Origin of the sequence: Algimonas porphyrae, assembly GCF_041429795.1 — a bacterium.
Lineage (GTDB): Bacteria > Pseudomonadota > Alphaproteobacteria > Caulobacterales > Maricaulaceae > Litorimonas > Litorimonas porphyrae.
Window position 1 is genome coordinate 1130549 of record NZ_CP163424.1, and the last position, 22580, is coordinate 1153128.

General features: G+C 61.2%; 20 protein-coding genes and 1 tRNA gene. 15 read left to right on the forward strand and 6 right to left on the reverse strand.

The window, feature by feature from the left end; all coding sequences use genetic code 11:
- Window positions 1-79 precede the first annotated feature (79 nt).
- From AB6B39_RS05515 to AB6B39_RS05530, 4 genes are all read left to right on the forward strand, one after another.
- Window positions 80-1636: a DUF2497 domain-containing protein gene (locus AB6B39_RS05515; protein ID WP_284372763.1), complete on the forward strand. Its 1557-nt coding sequence runs from the start codon at window positions 80-82 to the stop codon at window positions 1634-1636.
- A gap of 155 nt (window positions 1637-1791) precedes the next feature.
- Entirely contained in the window at window positions 1792-4797 is a 3006-nt protein-coding gene (locus AB6B39_RS05520) for a valine--tRNA ligase (RefSeq protein ID WP_284372761.1), read from the forward strand.
- A gap of 14 nt (window positions 4798-4811) precedes the next feature.
- On the forward strand, window positions 4812-5762 hold the full coding sequence (locus AB6B39_RS05525; protein WP_284372759.1) for a DUF3137 domain-containing protein: 951 nt from the start codon (window positions 4812-4814) through the stop codon (window positions 5760-5762).
- 62 nt (window positions 5763-5824) lie between these two features.
- The gene (locus tag AB6B39_RS05530; protein ID WP_284372757.1) at window positions 5825-6697 is read left to right on the forward strand and encodes a DUF3137 domain-containing protein; all 873 of its coding nucleotides are present in this window, start codon (window positions 5825-5827) and stop codon (window positions 6695-6697) included.
- On the opposite strand, the gene AB6B39_RS05535 is transcribed toward AB6B39_RS05530, so the two are convergent.
- Together AB6B39_RS05535 and AB6B39_RS05540 are read right to left on the reverse strand one after the other, a co-directional pair.
- The gene (locus AB6B39_RS05535) at window positions 6694-7635 is read right to left on the reverse strand and encodes a calcium/sodium antiporter (protein ID WP_284372755.1); all 942 of its coding nucleotides are present in this window, start codon (window positions 7633-7635) and stop codon (window positions 6694-6696) included. The two genes, AB6B39_RS05530 and AB6B39_RS05535, sit on opposite strands and share 4 nt — an antisense overlap.
- A 5-nt stretch (window positions 7636-7640) precedes the next feature.
- The gene (locus tag AB6B39_RS05540) at window positions 7641-7958 is read right to left on the reverse strand and encodes a 2Fe-2S iron-sulfur cluster-binding protein (protein WP_284372753.1); all 318 of its coding nucleotides are present in this window, start codon (window positions 7956-7958) and stop codon (window positions 7641-7643) included.
- Window positions 7959-8061: 103 nt separating this feature from the next.
- Between AB6B39_RS05540 and AB6B39_RS05545 the strand changes: the two genes are divergently transcribed.
- The 9 genes from AB6B39_RS05545 to AB6B39_RS05585 all read left to right on the forward strand — a co-directional run bounded on the left by AB6B39_RS05545 (window position 8062) and on the right by AB6B39_RS05585 (window position 18069).
- A complete protein-coding gene (locus AB6B39_RS05545; RefSeq protein WP_371398709.1) occupies window positions 8062-8265 on the forward strand; it encodes a tRNA (adenosine(37)-N6)-threonylcarbamoyltransferase complex ATPase subunit type 1 TsaE in 204 nt (67 codons plus the stop codon).
- Window positions 8228-8491 carry a tRNA (adenosine(37)-N6)-threonylcarbamoyltransferase complex ATPase subunit type 1 TsaE gene (gene tsaE, locus AB6B39_RS05550; RefSeq protein ID WP_371398710.1) on the forward strand — a complete coding sequence of 88 codons (264 nt, stop codon included), beginning with the start codon at window positions 8228-8230 and terminating at the stop codon, window positions 8489-8491. Before AB6B39_RS05545 ends, tsaE begins: the two co-directional genes overlap by 38 nt.
- On the forward strand, window positions 8484-9566 hold the full coding sequence (locus AB6B39_RS05555) for an aminoglycoside phosphotransferase family protein (protein ID WP_284372748.1): 1083 nt from the start codon (window positions 8484-8486) through the stop codon (window positions 9564-9566). Before tsaE ends, AB6B39_RS05555 begins: the two co-directional genes overlap by 8 nt.
- Window positions 9563-10282 carry a nucleotidyltransferase family protein gene (locus AB6B39_RS05560; RefSeq protein WP_284372746.1) on the forward strand — a complete coding sequence of 240 codons (720 nt, stop codon included), beginning with the start codon at window positions 9563-9565 and terminating at the stop codon, window positions 10280-10282. The genes AB6B39_RS05555 and AB6B39_RS05560 overlap by 4 nt, the downstream gene beginning before the upstream one ends.
- Window positions 10283-10284: 2 nt before the next feature.
- Window positions 10285-13275 (forward strand): PD-(D/E)XK nuclease family protein, encoded by a 2991-nt coding sequence (locus AB6B39_RS05565; protein WP_284373605.1) that lies wholly within the window; start codon window positions 10285-10287, stop codon window positions 13273-13275.
- Window positions 13276-16719, forward strand: coding sequence for a double-strand break repair helicase AddA (gene addA, locus AB6B39_RS05570; protein ID WP_284372742.1), 3444 nt, complete (start codon window positions 13276-13278; stop codon window positions 16717-16719).
- 23 nt (window positions 16720-16742) lie between these two features.
- Window positions 16743-17063, forward strand: a complete 321-nt coding sequence (gene trxA / locus AB6B39_RS05575) for a thioredoxin (RefSeq protein ID WP_284372740.1) — start codon at window positions 16743-16745, stop codon at window positions 17061-17063.
- Between the two features lie 100 nt (window positions 17064-17163).
- Window positions 17164-17499 (forward strand): hypothetical protein, encoded by a 336-nt coding sequence (locus tag AB6B39_RS05580; RefSeq protein WP_284372738.1) that lies wholly within the window; start codon window positions 17164-17166, stop codon window positions 17497-17499.
- A gap of 45 nt (window positions 17500-17544) precedes the next feature.
- Entirely contained in the window at window positions 17545-18069 is a 525-nt protein-coding gene (locus AB6B39_RS05585; protein ID WP_284372735.1) for a redoxin domain-containing protein, read from the forward strand.
- A 3-nt stretch (window positions 18070-18072) separates the two neighbouring features.
- Here AB6B39_RS05585 and AB6B39_RS05590 read toward each other — a convergent pair whose 3' ends face one another.
- The 4 genes from AB6B39_RS05590 to AB6B39_RS05605 form a co-directional block, all read right to left on the reverse strand.
- Window positions 18073-18393, reverse strand: a complete 321-nt coding sequence (locus AB6B39_RS05590; protein WP_284372733.1) for a hypothetical protein — start codon at window positions 18391-18393, stop codon at window positions 18073-18075.
- Window positions 18394-18605: 212 nt separating this feature from the next.
- Window positions 18606-19427 (reverse strand): hypothetical protein, encoded by an 822-nt coding sequence (locus AB6B39_RS05595; protein ID WP_284372731.1) that lies wholly within the window; start codon window positions 19425-19427, stop codon window positions 18606-18608.
- 56 nt (window positions 19428-19483) lie between these two features.
- A complete protein-coding gene (locus AB6B39_RS05600; protein WP_284372729.1) occupies window positions 19484-20797 on the reverse strand; it encodes a bifunctional folylpolyglutamate synthase/dihydrofolate synthase in 1314 nt (437 codons plus the stop codon).
- Window positions 20794-21705: an acetyl-CoA carboxylase carboxyltransferase subunit beta gene (locus AB6B39_RS05605; RefSeq protein WP_371398711.1), complete on the reverse strand. Its 912-nt coding sequence runs from the start codon at window positions 21703-21705 to the stop codon at window positions 20794-20796. The genes AB6B39_RS05600 and AB6B39_RS05605 overlap by 4 nt, the downstream gene beginning before the upstream one ends.
- Window positions 21706-21854: 149 nt before the next feature.
- Here AB6B39_RS05605 and AB6B39_RS05610 point away from each other — a divergent pair, with 149 nt between their 5' ends.
- Complete coding sequence (locus AB6B39_RS05610; RefSeq protein WP_284372725.1) at window positions 21855-22406, forward strand: DsbE family thiol:disulfide interchange protein; 552 nt, start codon at window positions 21855-21857, stop codon at window positions 22404-22406.
- Window positions 22407-22442: 36 nt separating this feature from the next.
- A tRNA-Arg gene (locus AB6B39_RS05615) sits at window positions 22443-22519 on the forward strand.
- Window positions 22520-22580 lie beyond the last annotated feature (61 nt).

Genomic DNA, 22580 nt, shown 5'->3' on the forward strand with positions numbered 1-22580 from the left:
GACAAGCGTTAACCCTTCGCTTAACCCTTGATTCACGAAAGGGCCCCGAGCCGAATCGTTTAGGGGATTGCGAGCGTCTATGTCGGAACCGACACCGGAATCTGCGACGAGTGCCATGGATGATGACGCCATGGGCGGACTGGGCAGCGATGCCGCTGGCGACGAACCCAGCATGGAAGACATTCTCGCATCGATCCGCAAGATCATTGCTGACGACTCCGATCCTGTTCCGCTCGATGGACCCGCCCATGACGGCCCGGCTATGGCCGAGGCTACGGGCGCATTGCGGCCTGCCCCTGTGGCCGCCCCAACAGCTGCCTCCGCGCCCGCGCCGATGGATGCGGAGCCGCTCGAACTGAGCGTTACGGCAGATCTGGCCGACGCCGATGCCGACGAACTCGATATCGAAGCCCTGCTCAGCGACATTCAGGTCGCTCAGCCCGAAACGCCGCCCAGCACATCCGCTATGGACGATATGGGCGATGTCCCGGCCTTCACGGCAGCCAGTCCGGCGCCTGGGATGGACGATGAGCTGTCCATTCCCGATGCCCCCGCGGACGCCGCACCGACCGATGCGTTGCTGGAAGCAGGCGAGGATGATGTCGATCGGCTGATGGATGAGCTGCTGAGCGAAATGGGCGACTTGCCGACCGGATCGATGGCGACTGCGGAAACGCAAGCAGAAGCGACTTCAGGGAACGCAGACGCGGCCGAGCTGGCGACCAGCCTGCCAGCCATGACGTTCGACGCGGACGGCGATGACGAACTGGATCTTGTCAAGACGCTGATGGCCGATCTGACGGATGATGACGAGGCGGAGACGCCGGACATGCTTGCCGTCGACACGGTGGTCGAGGCAGACGGCGCGCTGCAGCCCGATGTCGCGGAATCGATCGAAGCGCCGGATGTCGATATTCTGGACTCGATCCTGGACATGACATTGGCTGACGAAATCGCGATGGGGCCGGATGCTGCGTCGACCGTCAAAGCTGCAGAGGCGGCAGATCCGGTTGCGCAAACAGATGATCAGGCTGAGGCCGCCGACCTGCTGAGCGCGACGATTGAAACCGTGGCCGTCACCGCCGTCATGCAGACCGTCGATGTACAGCCCGTGCCGGACGCGGATGCGTCCACGCCGAGCCTGGCCGACATTGCCAATGCGGCGGAAGCGGATGTCGATACGGACGTCGCAGGTAGCGATGTTTCCGAAATTGACGTCGCGAATATTGATGCGGCGATGGATGACGACGCCATTGCCGAGGCCGTGGCCATGCTGAGCGGTGACGACGCCCCAGAATCTGCCGAAGACATGGATATGGCACCCGCCGCCGATCAACCAACCCAATCCGACCCTTCCCCTGATGAGACCCCTGAACTGGAGACTTCCATGCCGAGAGCCGTACGCTCCGATGCCATTCTCGACGACGTAACCGAAGAGGCGACGATGAGCGCCTTTGCGCAACTCAACCAGGTGGTCGAGGACAAGGCGATCCTGACCGAGCGCGGCCCGCGCATCGGCGATCTGGTCCAGGATGCCCTCAAGCCCATGCTCAAGGAATGGCTGGATGAAAATCTGCAGGCCATTGTCGAGCGCGCCGTGGCCAAGGAAGTCAAACGGCTTTCCAACGGCAAGTAGGGCCACCGAAAATAGCGCCAATGGCCAGTAAGACCAACGGCACATAAGTCCGCCACCCGGCGGCTTAACATCCCGATGATCCTGCGCTAAGCAGGCGCGAACAAGCCCGTCCCTCGTACCAAAAGGGGCGGGCCTTTTGTCTTTTTGAGCCTGTCATGTCCGAGTCCGAAACCAGATCTGAACCCACCCCGGAATTGCCCAAGCATTTCGATCCGAAAGAGGCGGAGCAGCGTCTTTATGCGGCATGGGAAGAGGCGGGCTGTTTCCAGCCCTCGATGGATCCGGCCAAGCCGCCTTTTTCAATCGTCATCCCGCCGCCCAATGTGACGGGCAGCCTGCATATGGGCCATGCGGTCAACAACACGATCCAGGATATTCTGGCGCGCTTCCACCGTATGCGCGGCTATGACGTGCTGTGGCAGCCCGGAACTGATCATGCTGGGATCGCAACGCAGATGGTGGTGGAGCGCAAGCTGGCCGAGGAACAGACGCCCCGTTCATCCATGAGCCGCGAGGATTTTCTCAATCATGTCTGGAACTGGAAGCGTGAAAGCGGCGGCATCATCACCGAACAGCTGCGCCGCCTCGGCGCGAGTTGCGACTGGAGCCGGGAGAAGTTCACTCTGGGCGATCCCGATGACCCCAGCGACAAGATGGCCGAAGCGGTCACGAAGGCGTTCGTCGAGATGTATGAGGCCGGGTTGATCTATCGTGACAAGCGTCTGGTCAACTGGGACCCGCATTTCCAGACAGCGATCTCCGACCTTGAAGTCGAGAACCGCGATATGGATGGCCATTTCTGGCACTTCAAATATCCGCTGGAGGGCGGCGAGACCTACACCTATGTCGAGAAGGACGAAGACGGGAACGTCACGCTAAGTGAAGAACGCGATTATATCTCTATCGCGACAACGCGGCCTGAAACCATGCTGGGCGACGGCGCGGTCGCGGTCCACCCCGATGATGAGCGCTACGCGCCGATCGTGGGCAAAATGGTGCGCCTGCCGCTCGCTGACAGGCTGATCCCGATCATCACGGACGAATATCCTGACATGGATTTCGGCTCCGGCGCGGTGAAGATCACAGGCGCGCATGACTTCAATGATTATGAGGTCGCCAAGCGGAACGACATTCCGATGTATTCGCTGATGGGACCGAAGGGCGAGATGATCGCCTCGGACATTATGCCCGAGAAATATGTCGGCATGGACCGGTTCGACGCGCGCAAGGCGGTCGTCGCCGACATCGACGCGGAAGGCCTGCTCATCACCGTTGAAGACAAGAAGATTATGCAGCCCTTCGGCGATCGCTCTAATGTGGTCATTGAACCCATGCTGACGGATCAGTGGTTCGTCGATGCAGAGAAGCTCGCCGGCGAGGCCATGGCGGCGGTCAATGACGGCCAGACCACCTTCATCCCCGAAAACTGGAAGAAGACCTACGATCACTGGATGGAAAACATCCAGCCCTGGTGCATCTCCCGCCAGCTCTGGTGGGGGCACCGGGTTCCGGCTCTTTTCGTTCCTGGCCTTTATGTCGATGGTTCTCTGGTTTCACTATCAGATGAATCCCCTAAAATTTATGTCTCCGAAACTATGGGTCAGGCCCAAACCGAAGCTTTTTTGGACATGAGCGACAAGATTGAAGCAGTCTACGGGATGACTTTTAACAATGCTTCGATTGCGATTGCTGATTCCGAAAAAGAGGCGTCAGAAAAAAACGCAATCCAAAGCTGGCCTATTGACCTGAATAGTTCTGAGGGAGCAACAATCTGGGCATGGCAAGACCCAGACGTCCTCGACACCTGGTTCTCCTCCGGCCTCTGGCCTTTTTCCACGCTCGGCTGGCCGGACAACACGCCGGAGCTCGAAAAATTCTACCCCACCTCCGTCCTCGTCACGGCGTTCGACATCATCTTCTTCTGGGTGGCGCGGATGATGATGCAGGGGTTGCACTTCATGGACGAAGTGCCGTTCCGCGATGTCTATATACATGCGTTGGTGCTGGACGAGCAGGGCAAGAAAATGTCCAAATCGATCGGCAACACGATCGACCCGCTCGACCTGATTGACGGCGTCTCCATCGACACGCTGATCGAAAAGCGCACACGCGGTTTGAAGAACCCCGAGAAGGCCCCACAAGTCGCGAAGGCAACGCGCAAGGCCTATCCGGGCGGGTTTGAGGCGTTTGGCGCGGATGCGCTGCGCTTCACCCTCGCGGCCATGGCCGGGCAGGGGCGCAACATCAAACTGAGCGTGGACCGCGTCGCCGGCTACCGCAATTTCGGTACCAAGCTCTGGAACGCGGCCCGCTTCGCGCAGATGAATGGCTGTTCCGGCGGCGCCGATTTCGAACCAAATAGCGCGACATCGGCGCTCAACCGCTGGGTCATCGCGAAGACGGCAGAGACAACGGCAGAGGTCACGCGCTGCATCGAGGCTTACCGTTTCAACGATGCTGCCGACGCGGTCTACAGCTTCGTCTGGGGCACGGTTTGCGACTGGTATATCGAACTGGCCAAGCCGGAACTCTCCGGCGAAACGCCCGCAGAAACGCAAGCCACGCTCGGCTGGGTTCTGGACCAGAGCTTTATGCTGCTTCACCCCTTCATGCCGTTCATCACCGAAGAGCTCTGGGCGCAAACGGGCGAGCGCGCTGGCTTCCTGATGCTGTCCGAGTGGCCCGAGGTCGAAGCGCCTGAAGTGGGAGACGACATTGACTGGCTGATCCGCCTGATCACCGCGCTGCGCTCTGTCCGCGCCGAGATGAACGTCCCGCCCTCGCGCAAGGCGCCGCTCGTCGTGGCCGGTGCGGGGGATGCCCGCTTCGATAGATTCGGTGACGCGCTGGGCCGTCTCGCCCGTGTGGACGGCGTCTCTTTTGCGGACGCTGCACCAGACGGCGCGCTGCAGACGGTCGTGGACGGTGTCAGCTATGCCATCCCGCTGGACGGGCTGATCGATGTCGATGCCGAGCGTAAACGCCTCGATGCGGCCATCGCCAAGGCGGACGGGGAAGTCGCCAAGATCGACAAGAAGCTGGGCAATGCCAACTTCACGGACCGCGCCCCGGCGGCCGTCGTTCAGGAACAGAAAGATCGTCGCGCAGGCTATTCCGACGAGCTATCCAAATTGCGAGACGCGCGCGCCGCGCTTGGATAGGGGACGGGGCGCTGATGCATCAGTTCAACGAACATCATCCGGAGTTCAAAGGGTTTTCGGACCGGTTCGAGCAATTCGTCAGGCCGACACTGAAGGTCCGGGATGCGGTGCGCCAGCGTGCCGTCAAGCATGGGCTGATTGCGGCGGCTGTGATCGCCGTCCTCGGTGTTTCCGTCAGCCTCTGGGTCGGCTTCATGGTCAGGCCGGACAGCTTTTTGCCCATCGTCATGCCTGCGCTGTTTGGACCGTTTCTGGGGTTGATGGCCTTTCTGGGACTGACGGATAAAATCCGGTCAGAGACCAAATCGCATATTGTGGGCGCGGTGATGGACCATATTGGCTGGACGTTCGAAACCCAGGTCCCGTTCTTCGATCTCACGCCCTATAAGGTGCACTATCTGCTGACCAAGACCTATCACCGCAGTTCCTTCGAAGACCGCATGTATGGACAGGCGCATGGCGCGCAGTTCGAATCCGTCGAAGCGCATCTGGAAGAGCGCTCGCGTAGCGACAAGGGCGGAGACAAGTGGACGACGGTATTTCGCGGGCAGCTGATGCGGATCGACTTCCCGACCAAGACTTTCGGACGAACGGTCGTGCTAAGGGATCAGGGCTGGTTCAACAAGAAACGGCGCGGCGACATGAAACGGGTCGGCCTCGTCGATCCGACCTTTGAAAAGGCGTTCGAGGCATACGGCACGGATCAGGTCGAAGCGCGTGTAATCCTCGAACCGTCCTTCATGCAGCGCATGGTCGATCTGGAACGCTCGGTCGATGGGCGCAAAATCCGCTTTGCCTTTGCGGAGAACGATCTGTTCATCGCGGTGGAGACCGCCAATCGCTATGAGGCCGGGTCGATGTTCCAGCCGCTGGATCAGCCTGAGCGCACGCAGCGGATCCTCAATGAAGTCGGTGCAATCTATGATATTGTCGATGCGCTGGTGAAGCCGACCGGCTCTGCCTGATTATGTCGTCTAAAATTTCTCTGGCCATACCTCGTTAACCATAGCGGGGTAGGCGCATGGGGATGACCTTTCTGAACCCCCACGGTACGGTCGATCTGCAGGCACTACGCGTGCAGCTTTATGATCTGCTCGGACATTCCTACGCGGCTGTCTCGCCCTCTCCGGCTGCCTTGCTGTTGTTGCAGGCAACAGGGCTGGTGCGCTCGCCCAGCGGCTATTTCCGTGGACTGGGACGTGTCCGCGGTGTCGGCTTTCATGGCTGCCGCTTCTGCGTACAGGAAATTTCCGCCCATCCGCAGGATGAAGACGGGTCGGGTTTTGACGGGGTCATTCTGTCCATCTCCCACCGCTTGCGGATCTATGGGCGCACGATCGTGATCCCGGATCGCGGCGCGCTCAACCCGCGCCACATTGACGGCATGAAGCGCGTCGGTTTTCCCTCCCGCGCTTTCGAAGCACAGTTCGAAGTCTATGCCGACGATCAGGTCGAAGGCCGCGCGCTCGTGCCACCGGACTTCATGGAACGGCTGATGGCGTTCGATCCGATCCTGCATCAGGGTCGGGCCAAGGTCGCTTTCTCGGGGCGTCAGATGCATGTCGCGCTTCCAACGGGACCACTGCTGCGGATTTCAGACGACCCGCCCTTTCACAAGGTCGAAGCCGCAGCTGCTCATATTGCCGGGGAAATGTCGCAGATCTTCGATCTCGTGGCGCAGATCGATGCGCTGCATCAGACGGCGGACCGGCACTGCCCGGTCGAACGGGAACGGGCCCGCGATGATTTCTATGCTTCGGCCATTCAGTCCGTCGGGCCAGCGATCAATGCGGCGCTGCAGGCGGGTTTGATTACCGATACGCCCAAGGCCAAACATCTAACGGCGGACGCACATCTGCTCGATCCGGCCTTTCAGGGCCTGCTCCTGCCGCGGGTCTAGATCGCCCGGCTGATCAGCCAGCCCAGATAGACGATATAGCCCGTCAGCATCAGGGCCGCTTCCCAGCGGACGACCTTGCGGTGGGTCACGGCGAAGACGAACATCATCAGGGTTGCTCCCATCAGGACCAGACCGTCGATCAGCGAGAACCCCGCTGCGCTGACATCGAAGGAGAGCGGGAAAACCAGTCCGGTAACACCGAGAATGGCAAGCCCGTTGAAGATGTTCGACCCGACGATGTTGGCGAAAGCGAGCGTATTTTCGCGTTTGATGGAGGCGAGGATGGACGCTGTCGCTTCCGGAAGCGACGTGCCGATCCCGACGACTGTAATGCCGATCAGTGCCTCTGAAATGCCAAAGCTCCGCGCGATCGCGCTGGCCCCGCGGATCAGGCCTTCCGCCCCGAGCACCAGCAGCGCGATCCCGATCAGGACCATCGCAACGTCGACGATCAGTGCTCGGCTCGGTTGGGCCGCATCCGGTGGCTCGGCAGGCAGCGCCAGATCGGCGCGTATCGACAGGGCGAGATATGTCAGGAACGCCAGAACCAGAGCGGTAGCGCCCCAGCCCGGAATGCCGCCCATGACGATCCAGGTCAGACACCCCGCGGAGCTGAACAGGACAAAGGCGGCGTCGCGCCGGACGTCGCGCATCTGCGTCGCGATCGGCAGGATCAGCGCGGACAGGCCCAGGATCATCAATATGTTGGCAATGTTGCTGCCCAGCACATTCCCGAAGGCAATATCGTCAGCGTCCTTGGCCGCGGCCCCGAAGGTCGCGACAAATTCCGGCATGGAGGTCCCGAAGCCCAGCAACAAGACGCCGATCAGGGCGCGCGACAGACCGAACCGTTCGGCCAGGCCGACACTGCCGCGGATCAGCACTTCGCCGCCTGCCACCAGCAGGGCCAACCCGCCAATGACAAGCAGCAAATTCATGGCTGTTACTGGTTCTCGGGAGTTGTGACCTCGATGCCATCCAGCTCGTCGGAGAGCAGGATTTGGCAACACAGGCGCGAATTGTCTTGAACCTCGTCGGCGAAGTCCAGCATGCTGTCTTCCATATCGTCCTTGGGCTTCAGCTTGTCGATCCAGCTGTCAGCCACATAGACGTGGCAGGTCGCACAGGCACAGGCCCCACCACAATCCGCATCGATGCCCGGGATCATGTTGGCGATTGCGGCTTCCATGACGGACATGCCGTTCTTGGCTTCGACTTCGCGGCTATTGCCCTGATGATCGTGGAAAATGACTTTGGCCACGCCGGCTCCTTTTGCTGTGCTTCGCGTTAGGTAAGGGCTTGCCTGCAAAAGGCAAGACGCTAGGCTCGACACCACTCAATTGACTTGCAGGATTAACGCCACTGTGACGGCTATTGCCTTGAAATCGGACAGTGACACGCTCGCCCTCGGGGCGCGCCTCGGCTCCGTCTTGCGCGCTGGTGATATCGTCCGTCTGACCGGGGATTTGGGAGCGGGCAAGACGACGCTGGCGCGCGGACTGATTTCAGTCGCGTCTGGGCGAGATCGACGTGCCGTCGCCGACCTACACGCTGGTTCAGACTTATGAATGGGGCGATCAGGAGTTGTGGCACTGCGATCTCTATCGGCTTGAACAGCCGGACGATGCGTATGAGCTGGGCCTGATCGATGCGATGGGGGAGGCGATCCTGTTGCTGGAATGGCCGGACCGGCTCGGATCGCTCTGCCCGGCGGACGCCCTGTCCGTCGACCTCGCCTTTGACGGGCCGGGGCGGATCGCGACTTTGCGCGGCTGGGAGGGACGTCATGTCTGAGCGATTGTCGCTACTTGAGGATTTCATCGCCCGGGCTGGCTGGGGCGATGCCAAGCGCAGTCCGATTACGGGCGATGCGTCGACTCGCAGCTATCAGCGGCTCCTCCGCGGCGCGGATAAAGCCGTTCTGATGAATGCGCCGAAGGGAGAGGAAGCTCCCGGCGAGCGCGAAGGGGCCAGCGTCGCAGAACGCCGTGCGCTGGGCTATAATGCGTTGGCGCGCCTGGCAGGGCCAAATCTGGAAGCTTTTTTGTGTGTGGCGCAGGAACTGACGCGGCGCGGATTTTCCGCGCCCCATATTCTCGCGGCGGATACGAATTACGGTTTTGCCCTGCTGGAAGACTTTGGCGATGCCGATTTTGCGTCCGTTCTGCGCGCCGACCCAGCCCAGGAACGGACCTTATATGAGGCCGCCGTGGATACGCTGGCTGCGATTTATCGCAGCACCTTTCCCCGACGACCGGACTGGCGTGGGCAAGGCTGGTGGCTCCGCGATTATGACGAAGCGGCGCTGCTGGCGGAAACCGACCTGTTCATCGACTATTACGTCCCCGATTCAGGACAGCCTGTGTCTGACACGGCACGTGACGAGTTTCGGGCGGTCTGGCGCACGGCCTTCAAGGCGCTGGGCGCGCACGCGTCGGGTCTGGCTCTGCGAGATTTTCATGCCGAAAACCTGTTCTGGCTGCCAGATCGGGAACGACAAGCAAAGGTGGGTCTGATCGACTTTCAGGACGCGCTATTCGCCCATCCCGCCTATGATCTGGTCAGCCTGCTAGAAGATGCCCGGCGTGACGTGTCGGACGCTTTACACGCCCCTCTGAAACAGCGCTTTTGCGACGCGGCTGGTCTACCCTGTGATGAGGCGTTTAATGCGGCCTATGCGGTGCAGGCGGCGCAGCGCAACGCGAAGATACTGGGCATTTTCGTCCGTCTGGTCGTTCGCGACGGCAAGCCGAAATATCGCAGACTGATTCCCCGCGTCAAAGCGCATTTTCAGCGCGATCTGATGCATCCGGCCTGTGCCGGGATCCGCGCTTGGTGCGAAACCCACTGTCCGGAGGTGCTGGCATGATCGAAACTGCGATGGTGATGGCGGCCGGGCATGGGACTCGCATGGCGCCGCTGACCGATGACCGGTCCAAGGCCATGGTCGAAGTTGCGGGTAAGCCGCTGATCGATCATATGCTCGACCGGCTGGACGCGGCAGGGATCAAGCGGGCCGTGGTCAATGTGCACGCCCATGCCGATCATCTGGAAGCGCATCTGCGACGGCGCACGCAAGGCCCCGAAATCATCATTTCGGATGAGCGTGACGGCCTGCTGGAAACCGGCGGCGGTGTCGTCAAGGCCTTGCCATTGCTCGGGGACGATCCTGTTCTGATCTGCAATATCGATGCGGTCTGGGTCGAATTCGCGCCCGTCATTCCGGCGCTGATCGAGGCCTGGTGTCCGCACACAATGAGCGATCTGATGCTCGTCGCCCCGAAGCCGCGCACGATCGGCTATCCGGGCGTCGGTGACTTCGACATGGACCGCGACGGTCGGATCAGCTGGCGCAAGGGCGACACCGCATTCTGGATCTATGCCGGGCTGCAGATCTTCAAGCCCAGCATGGCGAAACCCTATCCGGTGACGAAATTTTCCCGCACGAAAATCTGGAATGTCTCGATCGAGCGCGGCCGCGTATTCGGACTGCCCATCCCCGGCATCTGGATGCATGTGGGCGATCCGGAGACCTTGAAAGCCGCCGAAGCCATGCTCGCTGGCGAGGTCAAACTGCCGGCGTGACGATGTCCGTTTTCAACATGCCGTCCGGCGTGCCGTTTCTGCGCTCGCTCGCTCAGGGTCTGCAGGCCCATTATGGCGACGATCTTCAGAACGGGCTGATCCTGCTACCAACGCGGCGCGCGGCGCGGGCTCTGGCCGATGCGTTCGTGCAACAGGCGGCAGACCGCGGCATTGACGCGACCCTGTTGCCGCGTCTGCGCCCGCTGGCCGATGTCAATCCGGATGAGCCGCCGTTCGAACCGGGCGAGCTGGCCGGGCGCGTGGCACCCGGGATTGATCCGGTTCAGAGACGTTTCGAAATCGCCAAGCTGGTCGCGCAATATCATCGGCGTGCGTCCGACCTTCCGCTCGACCCGGCGGCGGCGCTGCACATGGCCGACCCATTGATCGAGATCATGGATGATGCCGCGCTGGAAGAAGTGGGCATTACGGACCAGACCGAATGGCAGCGTGTCTGCGCCGAAGCCGCGATCCATTTCCAGCATGCGGCAACGCTGTACCTGATCATCGAGACCTATTGGCCGGCGCGACTGGCAGAGCTGTCCATGATGGAACCGTCGGCGCGCCGTGTTGCGCTGCTTGATGCGCTCTCGGATATCTGGTCCCATGATCCACCCGATTATCCCGTCGTCATCGCAGGCTCGACTGGTACGCTTAAGGCCACGGCGCGACTGATGGACGTTGTCGCCAACATGCCGCGCGGTATGGTCGTGCTGCCGGGTCTGCAGGAAGAATTCCCGCAACGTGTCTGGGATACGATCGATGTGCGTCACCCACAAAGCTCGCTCAAGGGCGCGCTCGAAACCATGGGCATTCCGCGCGATGCCGTGCCGATCTGGCCATGGGTCGTGGATGGCATGACACGGGAGACCGCCCGGAAACGCCGCCGGATACTGGCCGAAGCGCTGGTTCCCGTCGATGCGACCGGAGACTGGCTGCAACGGATCGACACATTGATCGACGGTGAAGGCGATGATGTGTTCGAAACGGCACTGGATGGCCTGTCGCTGATCGAAGCAAGAACCGATGCGGAGGAAGCGCTGACGATCGCTCTGATCCTGCGCGAGTCACTGGAAACCCAGGGCCGGACCGCCGCTTTCATCACGCCCGATCAGTTGCTGGCACAGCGTGTGCGGGCGCGGCTCGCGCGCTGGAACATCGCGGTTGATATGAGCCAGGGTCTGCCACTCGAACAGACGCCTGTTGGCGTCTTTCTCAGTGCATTACTGGCGCTTGTGCAGGACCGGGAAAGCCCTGTCGCGCTCAATCTGGTCATGACCCACGATCTGACGGCTCTGGACTTGTCCGCAGGCGCGATCAAAACAGCGTGGCAGGCGCTGGAACGCCGCGCGTTCAGGGGTCTTAGACCGGGCCCGGAGGCTCTCGCCGAGATGGCTCTGTTGCAACGGCTCTACGCCGCAGCGACGCCGCTTCTGGACCTCAACAACGCTGCATCGCCTGACATCTGGGCGGTCGCCCTGATCGCGGCGGCGGAAGCAATTGCGGGCACAGACCAAACAGGCGGCGCTCATCGCCTCTGGTCGGGTGAGGCCGGGCGACAGGCCAGTACTGTGCTGGAGAATATCAGTGTGCACGGTTTCGCTTTGCCGCAGACCGATGCGGACGGATTTGCCCGGCTGTTGCGCGCCCTGCTGAAAGGGGCGGTCGTGCGCCCCGATCAGGACCAGCATCCACGCCTGTCGATACTCGGTCCGCTCGAGGCCCGGCTGCTGGAAGCCGATATCATCGTGTTGGGGGGGCTGAACGAAGGGACCTGGCCTGCCGGAGTCGCGGCGGGCCCGTTTCTGTCGCGTGGCATGCGTCAGGCCATGCAGCTATCCCTGCCAGAGCGGCGTTACGGCCTCGCGGCGCATGACTTTGCCGAACTGGCCGCCAACCCGACCGTCTTTCTGACCCGTTCCGAAAAGTCCGATGCCGGGCCGACCGTTGCCAGTCGTTGGGTCTGGCGGCTGAAAACGCTGCTGCGCGGCGCCATGGATGAGGGTGAGGTCGCGCGGCTGCTCGGTACGGGGCAGCATTATCTGGAGTGGGCGCGTGCGCTCGACCGACCGACGGCGCCGGTCCATATTGACCGCCCCAACCCGAAACCGCCCGTCGATAAACGCTGGGCACGCAAGGGTCGCGAAGTCTCCATCACTGGCGTGTCGAAATGGATTCGTGATCCCTACAGCCTGTTCGGGCGTGAGGTGCTGCGCTTGGCCCCGCTCGATCCGCTGGATGCGCCGCGTGACGCGCGTCATTTCGGCTCCGCCCTGCATGCCGGGATCGAACGCTATATCAAGGATGCGCTGGCGGGTCGGATCGGCGATCCGCATGATCCGGCGCAGACGGACAGGCTGTCGGCGCATATGCGCGATCAGTTGCTGGCCCATGGCTTCGCGCCCGACGAGGTTTTCAAGGAAGAGCCGCGCCTGACTTCGATTGCCGCAGCCTTGATGGACTGGTTTGCGAATCGCCATGCGCAAGGGTTCGATATTGTCGGGTCCGAGGTGGATGCGCGCGCCGATCTCCCGGACCTCGATTTCACCCTGATGGGGCAGGTCGATCTCGTCGAGCGGTCGCCGACGGGCTACGCCTTTACGGATTTCAAGACAGGGGCACCGGCGACGGCCAAAACCGTGGCGGAAGGGTTCGATCTGCAGTTGCCGCTGGCCGCTTGGCTGGCCGCGCAAGGGGCGTTGGACGGATTGAAAGCGGGCGACACGGACCAGATGGCCTATGTCCGGATCAAGGGTTCAGGCGATGATTTCTTCCACCGTCATGTCGCCGCCCCGGCCCGCGCCGCGCAAACGGCGGAAAGTTTGCGGGATCAGTCCATCGCCATCCTGCGGCAGCTGATCAGGGCCTATGACAAGCCCGAGACCGGCTATCCTTCTCAGCCACGCGCACAATACACACATGATTACGGCGACTATGACGATCTCGCCCGGCGCGATGAGTGGTCGGCTATCAGCGGCGACGGGGAGGGGTAGATGACGCGTCTGACTATCCCCGAAGCGACGGAGCGACAGCGCGATGCCGCCAACCCGGCCTTGCCCAAAATCGTGAATGCCAATGCGGGCTCGGGTAAGACCAAAGTGCTGGTTGACCGGGTGTCGCGCATTTTGCTGCAGGGTACAAACCCGGACAAGATCCTCTGCATCACCTATACACGCGCGGCCGCGTCGGAAATGCAGGAACGGCTTTATGACAAGCTCTCCGCATGGTCGGTCGCGCCGGATGCCGCGCTGAAGGACGCTCTCGAAAAACTATATGGGCAACCGTTCGATCACATCCGGCCCACACTGGATATTGCGCGCGTCCGCACGCTTTTCGCCCGCGCCCTGGAAACCCCTGAAGGGTTGAAGGTGATGACGATCCACGCCTTTTGCGAGCGGATCATTCAACGCTTTCCGATTGAAGCCGGGATCATGCCGGGCTTTGAGCCGCTGGATGATCCGGAGGTTCGGACATTGCTGGTTGATGGGCGGGCGCAGTTGCTGGCGCTCGGGCGCGAGGATCGATCTGTCCGAAACGCGCTGCATCATATGGCTGCGGCGAAAGCGGATGCGACGATTGACGGGCTGATCTTTGCCGCCGCGCGCAATGTCGATCGCCTGCAGGCCTGGACGGATGCGGGCGGTGTTGCGCCGTTCCGCGCAGAATCCGGCCTCTCGCCGGATGACAGCGTCGCATCGATTGCCGAGGCCGCGTGGCACGCGACGGATATGGCGCGCGTGCGCGCCGTCGCAGCGCTGTGTCAGACGTCCAAGGCGAAAGCCGCGCAGGACTTTGTCGCCCGTGTCGCCGCGCTGGACGCGATGGATGATCCCGTCGCGGCTTTTCACCTCTATAGCGATGTGTTCCTCAAACAGGACGGCGATCCGCGTGCGCGTGTCCTGGTCAAGGCGGTGACCGATATCGATCCCTTCATCAGCGCGGATAGTCCGGAGGCGGCGCGCGTGCTGGCCGCGCAAACCCGGATCAAGGCGTGCCGGATTGCGGAAATGAGCGAGGCTCTGCTGACACTGGGACGCGCGCTGGGCGATATTTATCAGCGCGACAAACATGCTGCGCGCGGTCTCGATTTCAACGATCTGATCCTGAAGACGCGCGATCTTCTGAAGCGGCGGGACGTCTCCGAATGGGTCGCCTATAAGCTGGACGGCGGGATCGACCATGTCTTGCTGGACGAGGCGCAGGATACGTCGCCCGAGCAATGGGAAATTATCGACGCGCTGACGCAGGACTTCAGACAGGACAGTCCGGACCGGGACGGACCGGACCGGGCCTTCTTTGCCGTCGGCGACCCGAAACAATCGATCTACCGTTTTCAGGGGGCCGCGCCTGAAATCTTCATGGACAGTGTTCGCACGCGCACTGCGCCCGGCGACAGTCCTGTGGAACTGCGCATGTCCTTCCGGTCAGCGCAACAGGTGCTGGATGTGGTCGATGCGCTTTTTCTCGATCAGGGCGGGTTGCAGGCCATGTTCGATGCTGACGCCCGGCCCGAACCGACCGATCTGGTGCGTCATGATGCGGCGCGGCAGGACCCCGGTCTGGTCGAACTCTGGCCGCTCACGCCCAAGGCGGAGGCGGTCGCCGACAGGGAGCCGTGGGACACGACGCCCGTCGATGCGCAGGGCGACGGCGATCCACGCGTCCGACTGGCTCGCGAAATGGCCTCGACCATCGCGCACTGGATCGAGAGCGGAGAAGCTGTTTTCGATCGCAAGCTGAACGCGCTGCGCCCGATCCATGCGGGCGATGTGCTGATTCTGGTGCAAAAGCGGATCGGCGGCCTGTTCAATGCGCTGATCAAGGCGCTGAAGGATGAAGGCCTGCCCGTGGCCGGAGCCGACAGGCTGGTGCTGCAGGAGGCTCTGATCGTCCGGGACTTGCTGGCCCTGACACGTTTCGTGCTGCTGCCGCAGGATGATCTCAGTCTTGCCGAAGCGCTCAAATCGCCACTATTCGGGCTGGATGACGAAGCGCTGTTTTCACTCTGCGTAGACCGGGAAGGCACACTCTGGGAGGCAGTTCAGTCGCGCGATCCTGCGCTGACTGCGGCGCTGAACGCGTTGCAGGCCGATGGCGGTCTTGCCCCCTATGAGTTTTACGCGCGCCTGCTGGACCGCGTCTCACCGCAAGGTCTGACCTATCGTGAAGCCCTGCTGCGCAGGCTCGGTCTGGAATCGCGTGAAGCGCTGGACGCGTTTCTGTCCATCGCCCTGTCGCATCAGCAACGCGAAGCGCCGAGCCTGCAGCGGTTCCTGCAGGCCTTCACGGCGAATGATGTGGAGATAAAGCGCGACAAGGATCCGGCGGGGCGCGATGTGCGGGTGATGACCGTGCACGGGGCCAAAGGTCTGGAAGCGCCTGTCGTCTTTCTGCCGGATACGACGCGCGCGCCACGCGCATCATCCGGCGGTCTGATAAAGGCGGGTGAGAGCTATATTCTTGCGCCGTCCAGCACGGAGAGCACGCCGCTGGTCGATCGTTACAAGGCTGAAAATGACGCCGAGGAATTGCGCGAATATATGCGGCTGCTTTATGTCGCCATGACCCGGGCGGAAAGCCGGCTGGTCGTTTGCGGCTATTTTCATGGCCGTAACGATCCCGGCTATCAGGACGGGTCATGGTACGACTGGGTCGCCCGCACATTGCGCGCGCTGGACGGAACCGCCCCCTTTGCAACGCCGTTCGACATCTCGGAGCCGGGAGGTCTGCGCTACGGATCGCGACCGGACAGAGCGGATGCGCGCGTGGACGGACCGACAGTCCAGGCAACATCGTTACCGGACTGGATCCACCGCGCCGCCAGCCCCGAAATTGCGCAGACCGCGAGCGCGTCGCCCAGTACGCTACTGACTCGTACAGAACCCGTCGGGTCATCGCCGGGCGGCGAGCGTTTCATTCGTGGTATTTTGATCCATCGCCTGCTGGAAATCCTGCCGGACCATGCGCCTGCGCAGCGTACGGCGCTCGCGGAGAAAATGCTGGCCGATCACCTTGCGCTGTCGCAGGCAGACCGCACGATTATCCAGTCGGAAGTCTTTGCCGTTCTGGATGATCCGGCCTTCGCCCCGGTGTTCGCGCCGGGGTCTCGCGCCGAAGTCAGTCTGTCAGGACGCGTCCGGTCCATTCGGGGCGGATCGGTGGCGCTGAACGCGCAGGTCGACCGGCTGAACGTAACGGACGATACGGTCTATCTGGTCGATTATAAGTCCAACCGGACCCGGCCGGAGACGGATGCGGACATTGATATCGTCTATCTGGCGCAGATGGCGGCCTACCGCGAACTGGCGCAGGCGATCTGGCCAGACCATACCATACGCTGCGGTCTGCTGTGGACGCATGGTCCGCGACTGACATGGCTTCACGATAATGCGATGGACGCCGCCTTGACGGCGGTTAACACCCTGCCTACCTCCTGACAAAAGCAGCCGAGGAAACTTTCATGAGCACGATCGCCGTTACCGATGACACGTTCCAGTCCGAAGTCCTGAAATCCGACACACCCGTATTGGTCGATTTCTGGGCCGAATGGTGTGCGCCCTGCAAGGCGATGGGCCCGGCGCTGGAGGCTGTGTCGGAAGATATGGCCGGCAAGGTGAAAATCGCCAAGGTCAATATCGATGACGCGCCGGATACGCCCATGCGCTATCATATTCGCAATGTGCCGACGATGATGATCTTCAAGGACGGCGAAGTCGTGTCCACTAAGATGGGCGCCATGACCAAGTCCAAACTCGCCGAATGGCTGTCTGAACACGCCTGATTCAACGCCGCTTTGCCATTTGGGCGAGGCGAAACTGCGGGCTAATGCGGAACGCTATAGGAATTTATCCGTTGGATTTCTCGAACAGGAGAATCCAACCATGCCAGACCTAGACCCGCAGATTACAACTCTTCCCGTCGACACACAGATCGACGGCGACGCCTATATGCCCGGACTGTCCAATCCCGTCACGGCGGATGAGATCACGGACATTTACACCAACCCGCAAACCAGCGTTCAGCAGCGCCGCGATGCGCTGACAACGCTGCGTCAGGAAATGGTTGGACGCGACAGTGCCGATCTGCGGCAGGACACGAAAGCCCTGATCGCGGCCATCGACGAGGGCCTGTCATATCTGTCCGAGCAGGGTGATGGTTTTGCCGCGCCCGACGTTCTGCGGCAGGCGGATACAGCCGTTGACCCGGACAATCTGTAACTCTCCGACCTCACCACAGCCATTCACATTCAGGACTGAGATTTTATGACTAATCTGATGACACCCAAATCAAGAGTGCCGAGTTTCGATATCCCTCTGCTGGGTGGCGGGAATTTCAATATGGCCGAGGCGAGCCCCGAGAACTTTCAGATCATCGTGGCCTATCGCGGCCTTCACTGTCCCAAATGCAAAGCCCAGTTACAGGCGATCGAACCCATAGTCGCCGATATTCGCGCCGATGGGCACGATGTCGTTGCCGTCTCAATGGATAGCGAAGAGCGCGCGCAGAAAGCGCGTGATGACTGGGGTCTGAATGAACTGCCGATTGCGCACAGCCTCGAGCTGATGGATGCCAAGTCGCTCGGATTGTTCATTTCCGACGCGATTTCGGACTCCGAGCCCCACATCTTCTCTGAACCTGGCATTTTTGTCGTGCGCCCCGATGGGACGCTCTATGCTGAGATCGTACAGAATACGCCCTTTGGTCGCCCCGATATGGGCGATCTTGTCAAAGGCCTGAATTACGCCGTGAAAAACGACTATCCTGAGCGCGGCACGTCTGTGGCCTGACACCTATGGTTCGACCGGATCAGCCTCGTCTTCCCAACCCTCGGGTGCCAAATAAACGCTGACGGGATTGGGCGAGAGGTTCTTGTTTGCGCCCGTGGCCAGATCGACGACGCCGCCAACCCCGTAGGTCAGCACTGCCCCCGCCACGACACGTCCGCCAACGGGTATGCGATTGAGGAAATTCGCCCGGCCCGCCACCACGTGACTCCCCGGAGCGATACCGGCGACCACCGTCCCGTGCGGGATCGAGGTTGCCGACGTCGCAACGGCTGATGTGACCTTGAAGGAAATCGGATCATGTCCGTCGAGCGAAACGGTGATCACAGGGTCACTTTTCCGCGGAAGACTGACGGAGCAGGGGGTTGGCTGGCAGCCAACCATACCGTCGAGAGCATTGGGCGCGGAAGAGGCGATATCGCTTCTGACAGTCGCGCCCGGAGGCTCGGAAACGACCATGAGCCCTTCATTTGCGCCGCGCGTAACTGTCGCGCACCCTGTCAGGATGCATCCACCTGTGATGAGTAAAATGAGCCGCATCACGGCTGATCCGCCTGCGCATCCATGCGCTTTTTCTGTTCTTTGGCAAAAGCGATCAGCGCGTCGTCTCGCTCTTTGAGGGCTGCGCGATACGCAGCTCTGGTGGACATGAAAGTTTTTTCCGTTTCGCGACACTGATTGCGAATGTCTGCGCTTCTTGACCGGATGGAGCAGGCTGTCTTCATGACGGCCAAAGCCTCAAGCCATTTGTCATATTCCGCCACAAGGGGGTCCAGAACGGGCGCGTCTTTCTGGTCGGTCAGCCCCAGAACGACCGGGTTGGGGAAGAGATTGCCATTGGCCCCCGTCCCTGCATCGATGAGCATGCTCCCGGCTGCGACGGCTAGACCGACTCCTGTGCCAGCGGTCGCCCCGGACGCTGTGCTCACTCCCTGAGCCTGCCCAAGGCCGAAAGTCAAAGCGTTCGCGATACCAGCCGTTAGCTGGGTCAAGGTTGCATAGATAACCCCGGAATAGGCGCCGACCCCCATCGCCGTCGGCAGTGTTTTGGACAGCGAGACGCCAACGCTACCGCGAAGACGTGAGGGGCCGACCATATATTCGGCGGTTTCGTAATCAGGATGGGTAACGGTCACCTTTGCGATCTGTCGCCTGGGAATGGGAAAGGCGCAGGGAGTCGCGCGACAGAACTGCGTTTTTATGTCTGCGCTATCGGGCCGCTGTGTGCCTGTAATATAGGTTAGGGTGACACTGGCACCCTGCGGAACAGTATCGATGCGGGCATGGTCGATCACGCCGCGATCGATCGTCGAACAGGCCGCGACAAGGATCGCGGCCCCGCAAAGAAACAATCTCCTCATGACATAATGTCCTAATGGCGAAACAATGCGCGCCAACACACATGATGCGACAATGTCTAACCGTTCGCTGTAAGAACCTGCCCAGCCAGGTAGAGAGAACCGCAGATCAGGATACGCGGCGGGATGACGGGTTGGTCGGCAGACTGCCGCGACAGCGCTTCGCCCATATTGATGGCTTTCTGCATCGCGTCGGTCAGATTATGGCCGATCGTAGTCGCCATGCCGCGTGACTGGGCCAGTTCGCTCAGGACATCGGGTGACAGGCTGGCATGATCATCGATTTCGACGGCCACGAGCCCGGCAGCCAGTCCCTGAAAGAAGTCCAGAAATTCGCCTGCATTCTTATTAGCCAGAATGCCCATGATCAGAATAAGCGGCCGTGCCGATTGGCCTTCCAGCGACGCCATATGCGTCGAGAGAGCGCGGGCGGCATGCGGATTGTGTCCGCCATCCAGCCATACATCCGCGCCAGATTCATGCGCCATATCGATCAGCGGCCCAGCGCCCATACGCTGCATACGGGCAGGCCAGACGGCCTGTCTTAACCCGTCTGCGACGGCGTCCCTCGCCAGTCCCAGTGTGCGCGCCACGGCGATCGCCAGACCCGCATTCATGACCTGATGTCCGCCGGCCAGCGCTGGTGGCGGCAAGTCCATCAACTCCGTCTCAGTTTCGAAGACGAGCCGTCCATTCTCCGGATAGGCGCGGAAGTCTTGCCCCCAAGCGATGAGAGGCGCGCCGACGCGTTTGGCGGCAACGTTCAGAACCGCCATGACCTGTTCGCGCTGCGGGGCCGAGAGAACGGGTCTGCCGGGTTTCATGATGCCGGCTTTTTCCCGCGCGATCCCGGCAATGTCACGGCCCAGAAATTCTGCGTGATCATAATCGATCGGGGTGATGGCGCAGACTGCAGGCGTAAAGACGTTGGTCGCGTCGAACCGTCCGCCCAGTCCCACTTCGATGATGGCATAGTCAGCCGGGGTTTCCGCGAAGGCAAGGAAGGCGGCGGCGGTCGTCGCTTCGAAAAAAGATAGCGGCGCGCCGTCATTGGCGTCCCGGACACGGTGCAGCACGTCAATCAGAGACGCATCGTCGATCTCCTGACCCGCCAGCACGATCCGTTCATTGAACCGCACGAGATGGGGGGAAGTGTAGACATGAACACGCGCGCCAGACGCTTCCAGCATGGCGCGCAGGAAGGCGACCGTCGAACCCTTGCCGTTGGTGCCGGCGATATGAACGCTGGTCGGCAACTTGTCCTGCGGGCGGTCCAGACGCTCCAGCACGGTTTCGATACGGGACAGGCCCAGATCGATCTTGCGGGGATGAAGGCGCCGAAACTCGTCCAGGGCCCGGTCGAGCGGGCTCACGCCGTCTCTGTGTGTGACACCACGTCGGGGCTGTTTTCGATCGGCGCATGGCTGGTCTGCATCAGCACGGCCAGAATTTGCGCCAGTACGGCCCGCAGTTCCGAACGTGGCACGACCTTGTCGACCATGCCCTTTTCTTCGAGATATTCGGCGCGCTGGAATCCGGCGGGCAGTTTCTCCCGGATCGTCTCTTCGATCACGCGCGGTCCGGCAAAGCCGATCATGGCACCCGGTTCGGCCAGATGGACATCACCGAGCATGGCATAGCTGGCCGTTACGCCGCCGGTTGTTGGGTCGCACAGAACCACAATGTAAGGCATGCCGGCCTCGCGCAGGCGCTGCACGGCGATCGTCGTGCGCGGCATCTGCATCAGCGACAGGGCTCCTTCCTGCATGCGCGCACCGCCCGCAGCCGTAAACGCGATCAGCGGCAGACGCTTTTCCAGCGCAATGTCGGCTGCGGCGATGAAGCCTTCCCCCGCCGCCATGCCGAGCGATCCGCCCATGAAAGCGAAATTCTGGACCAGCGCGACAGCTTCGACTCCGTGAATCTTGCCGACGCCGATACTCATAGCGTCGTCCGACCCGGTCTTGGCGCGGCTTTTCTTCAGCCGATCGGTATATTTCTGATCGTCCTTGAACTTCAACGGATCCATCACGACGGAGGGCGTCGGATAGGTCTCATATTTTTCGTCGTCGAACGTATAGCCGAAACGCAGTTCCGGTCCGATCCGCATGTGATGTCCGGCCGGTGTGACATGCAACAAGCCGGGCAGATCGGCCGTGAAGATCATCTCACCGCTCTTGGGACATTTCATCCAGAGATTATCCGGCGTGTCGCGCTTGGTGAAGATGGATTTGACGCCGGGCGGCGTAAGCTTGGTGAGCCAGTTCATGTCGCGCTTCATAAAGCACGGAGCGCGCGCGGCAAGTCTTGCGGTTCATTCGACGGGCAGGAGAGAGCCTTGCAACTGCGTATGGCAGCGCCCGGGCAGCTCTGGGGTATCGCGTGGGTAAAGATGGTTGCAGCCCGCAGAAAATCGCCTAATTCGATCGCGTGTCACAGCTACGCAAATCCCGATTACTCAAGGGTCTGGTCCCATTAGGCCTCTTCATTGGTCTGGCAGTCTTTTTTGCCATCGGCTTGACGCGCGACCCGTCGGAATTGCCATCTGAGCTGATTGACCGTCCCTTGCCGGAGTTCCAGGCGCAGACATTGAGCGGTGAGCCGATTTCGCGTGACGATCTTCTGGGGGAGGTGGCGCTTATCAACGTGTTCGGATCTTGGTGTGTGGCCTGTCTGGCCGAGCATCCGCTATTCATGGAATTATCGCAGGATCCCGACTTCAATATGATCGGGCTGAACTGGCGCGATACGCGCGAAAAGGCACGAGACTGGCTCGAACGTCATGGCGACCCCTATGACCGGATCGTATTTCTGGAGGATTCCCGCCTGATTATCGATCTGGGCGTGACGGGCGCGCCGGAGACCTTCGTCATCGATACGCAGGGCCGCATCCGCTACAAACATACGGGCATTGTCACTGAAGACGATTGGACGGACATCTTTGTTCCGCTTCTCTCACGTCTACGTGCCGAAACCCCCTAGCCGGGCCGCACCCGCCCCGTTATAGCGCGCAAACTGGCACCTGTAGCTCAGCTGGATAGAGCGCTGCCCTCCGAAGGCAGAGGTCACAGGTTCGAATCCTGTCAGGTGCGCCAGTCATTTCTTCAAAGCACTGATAACATTATTGTTGTCTCGAGTCTTTGGTTTCGCGCTTGG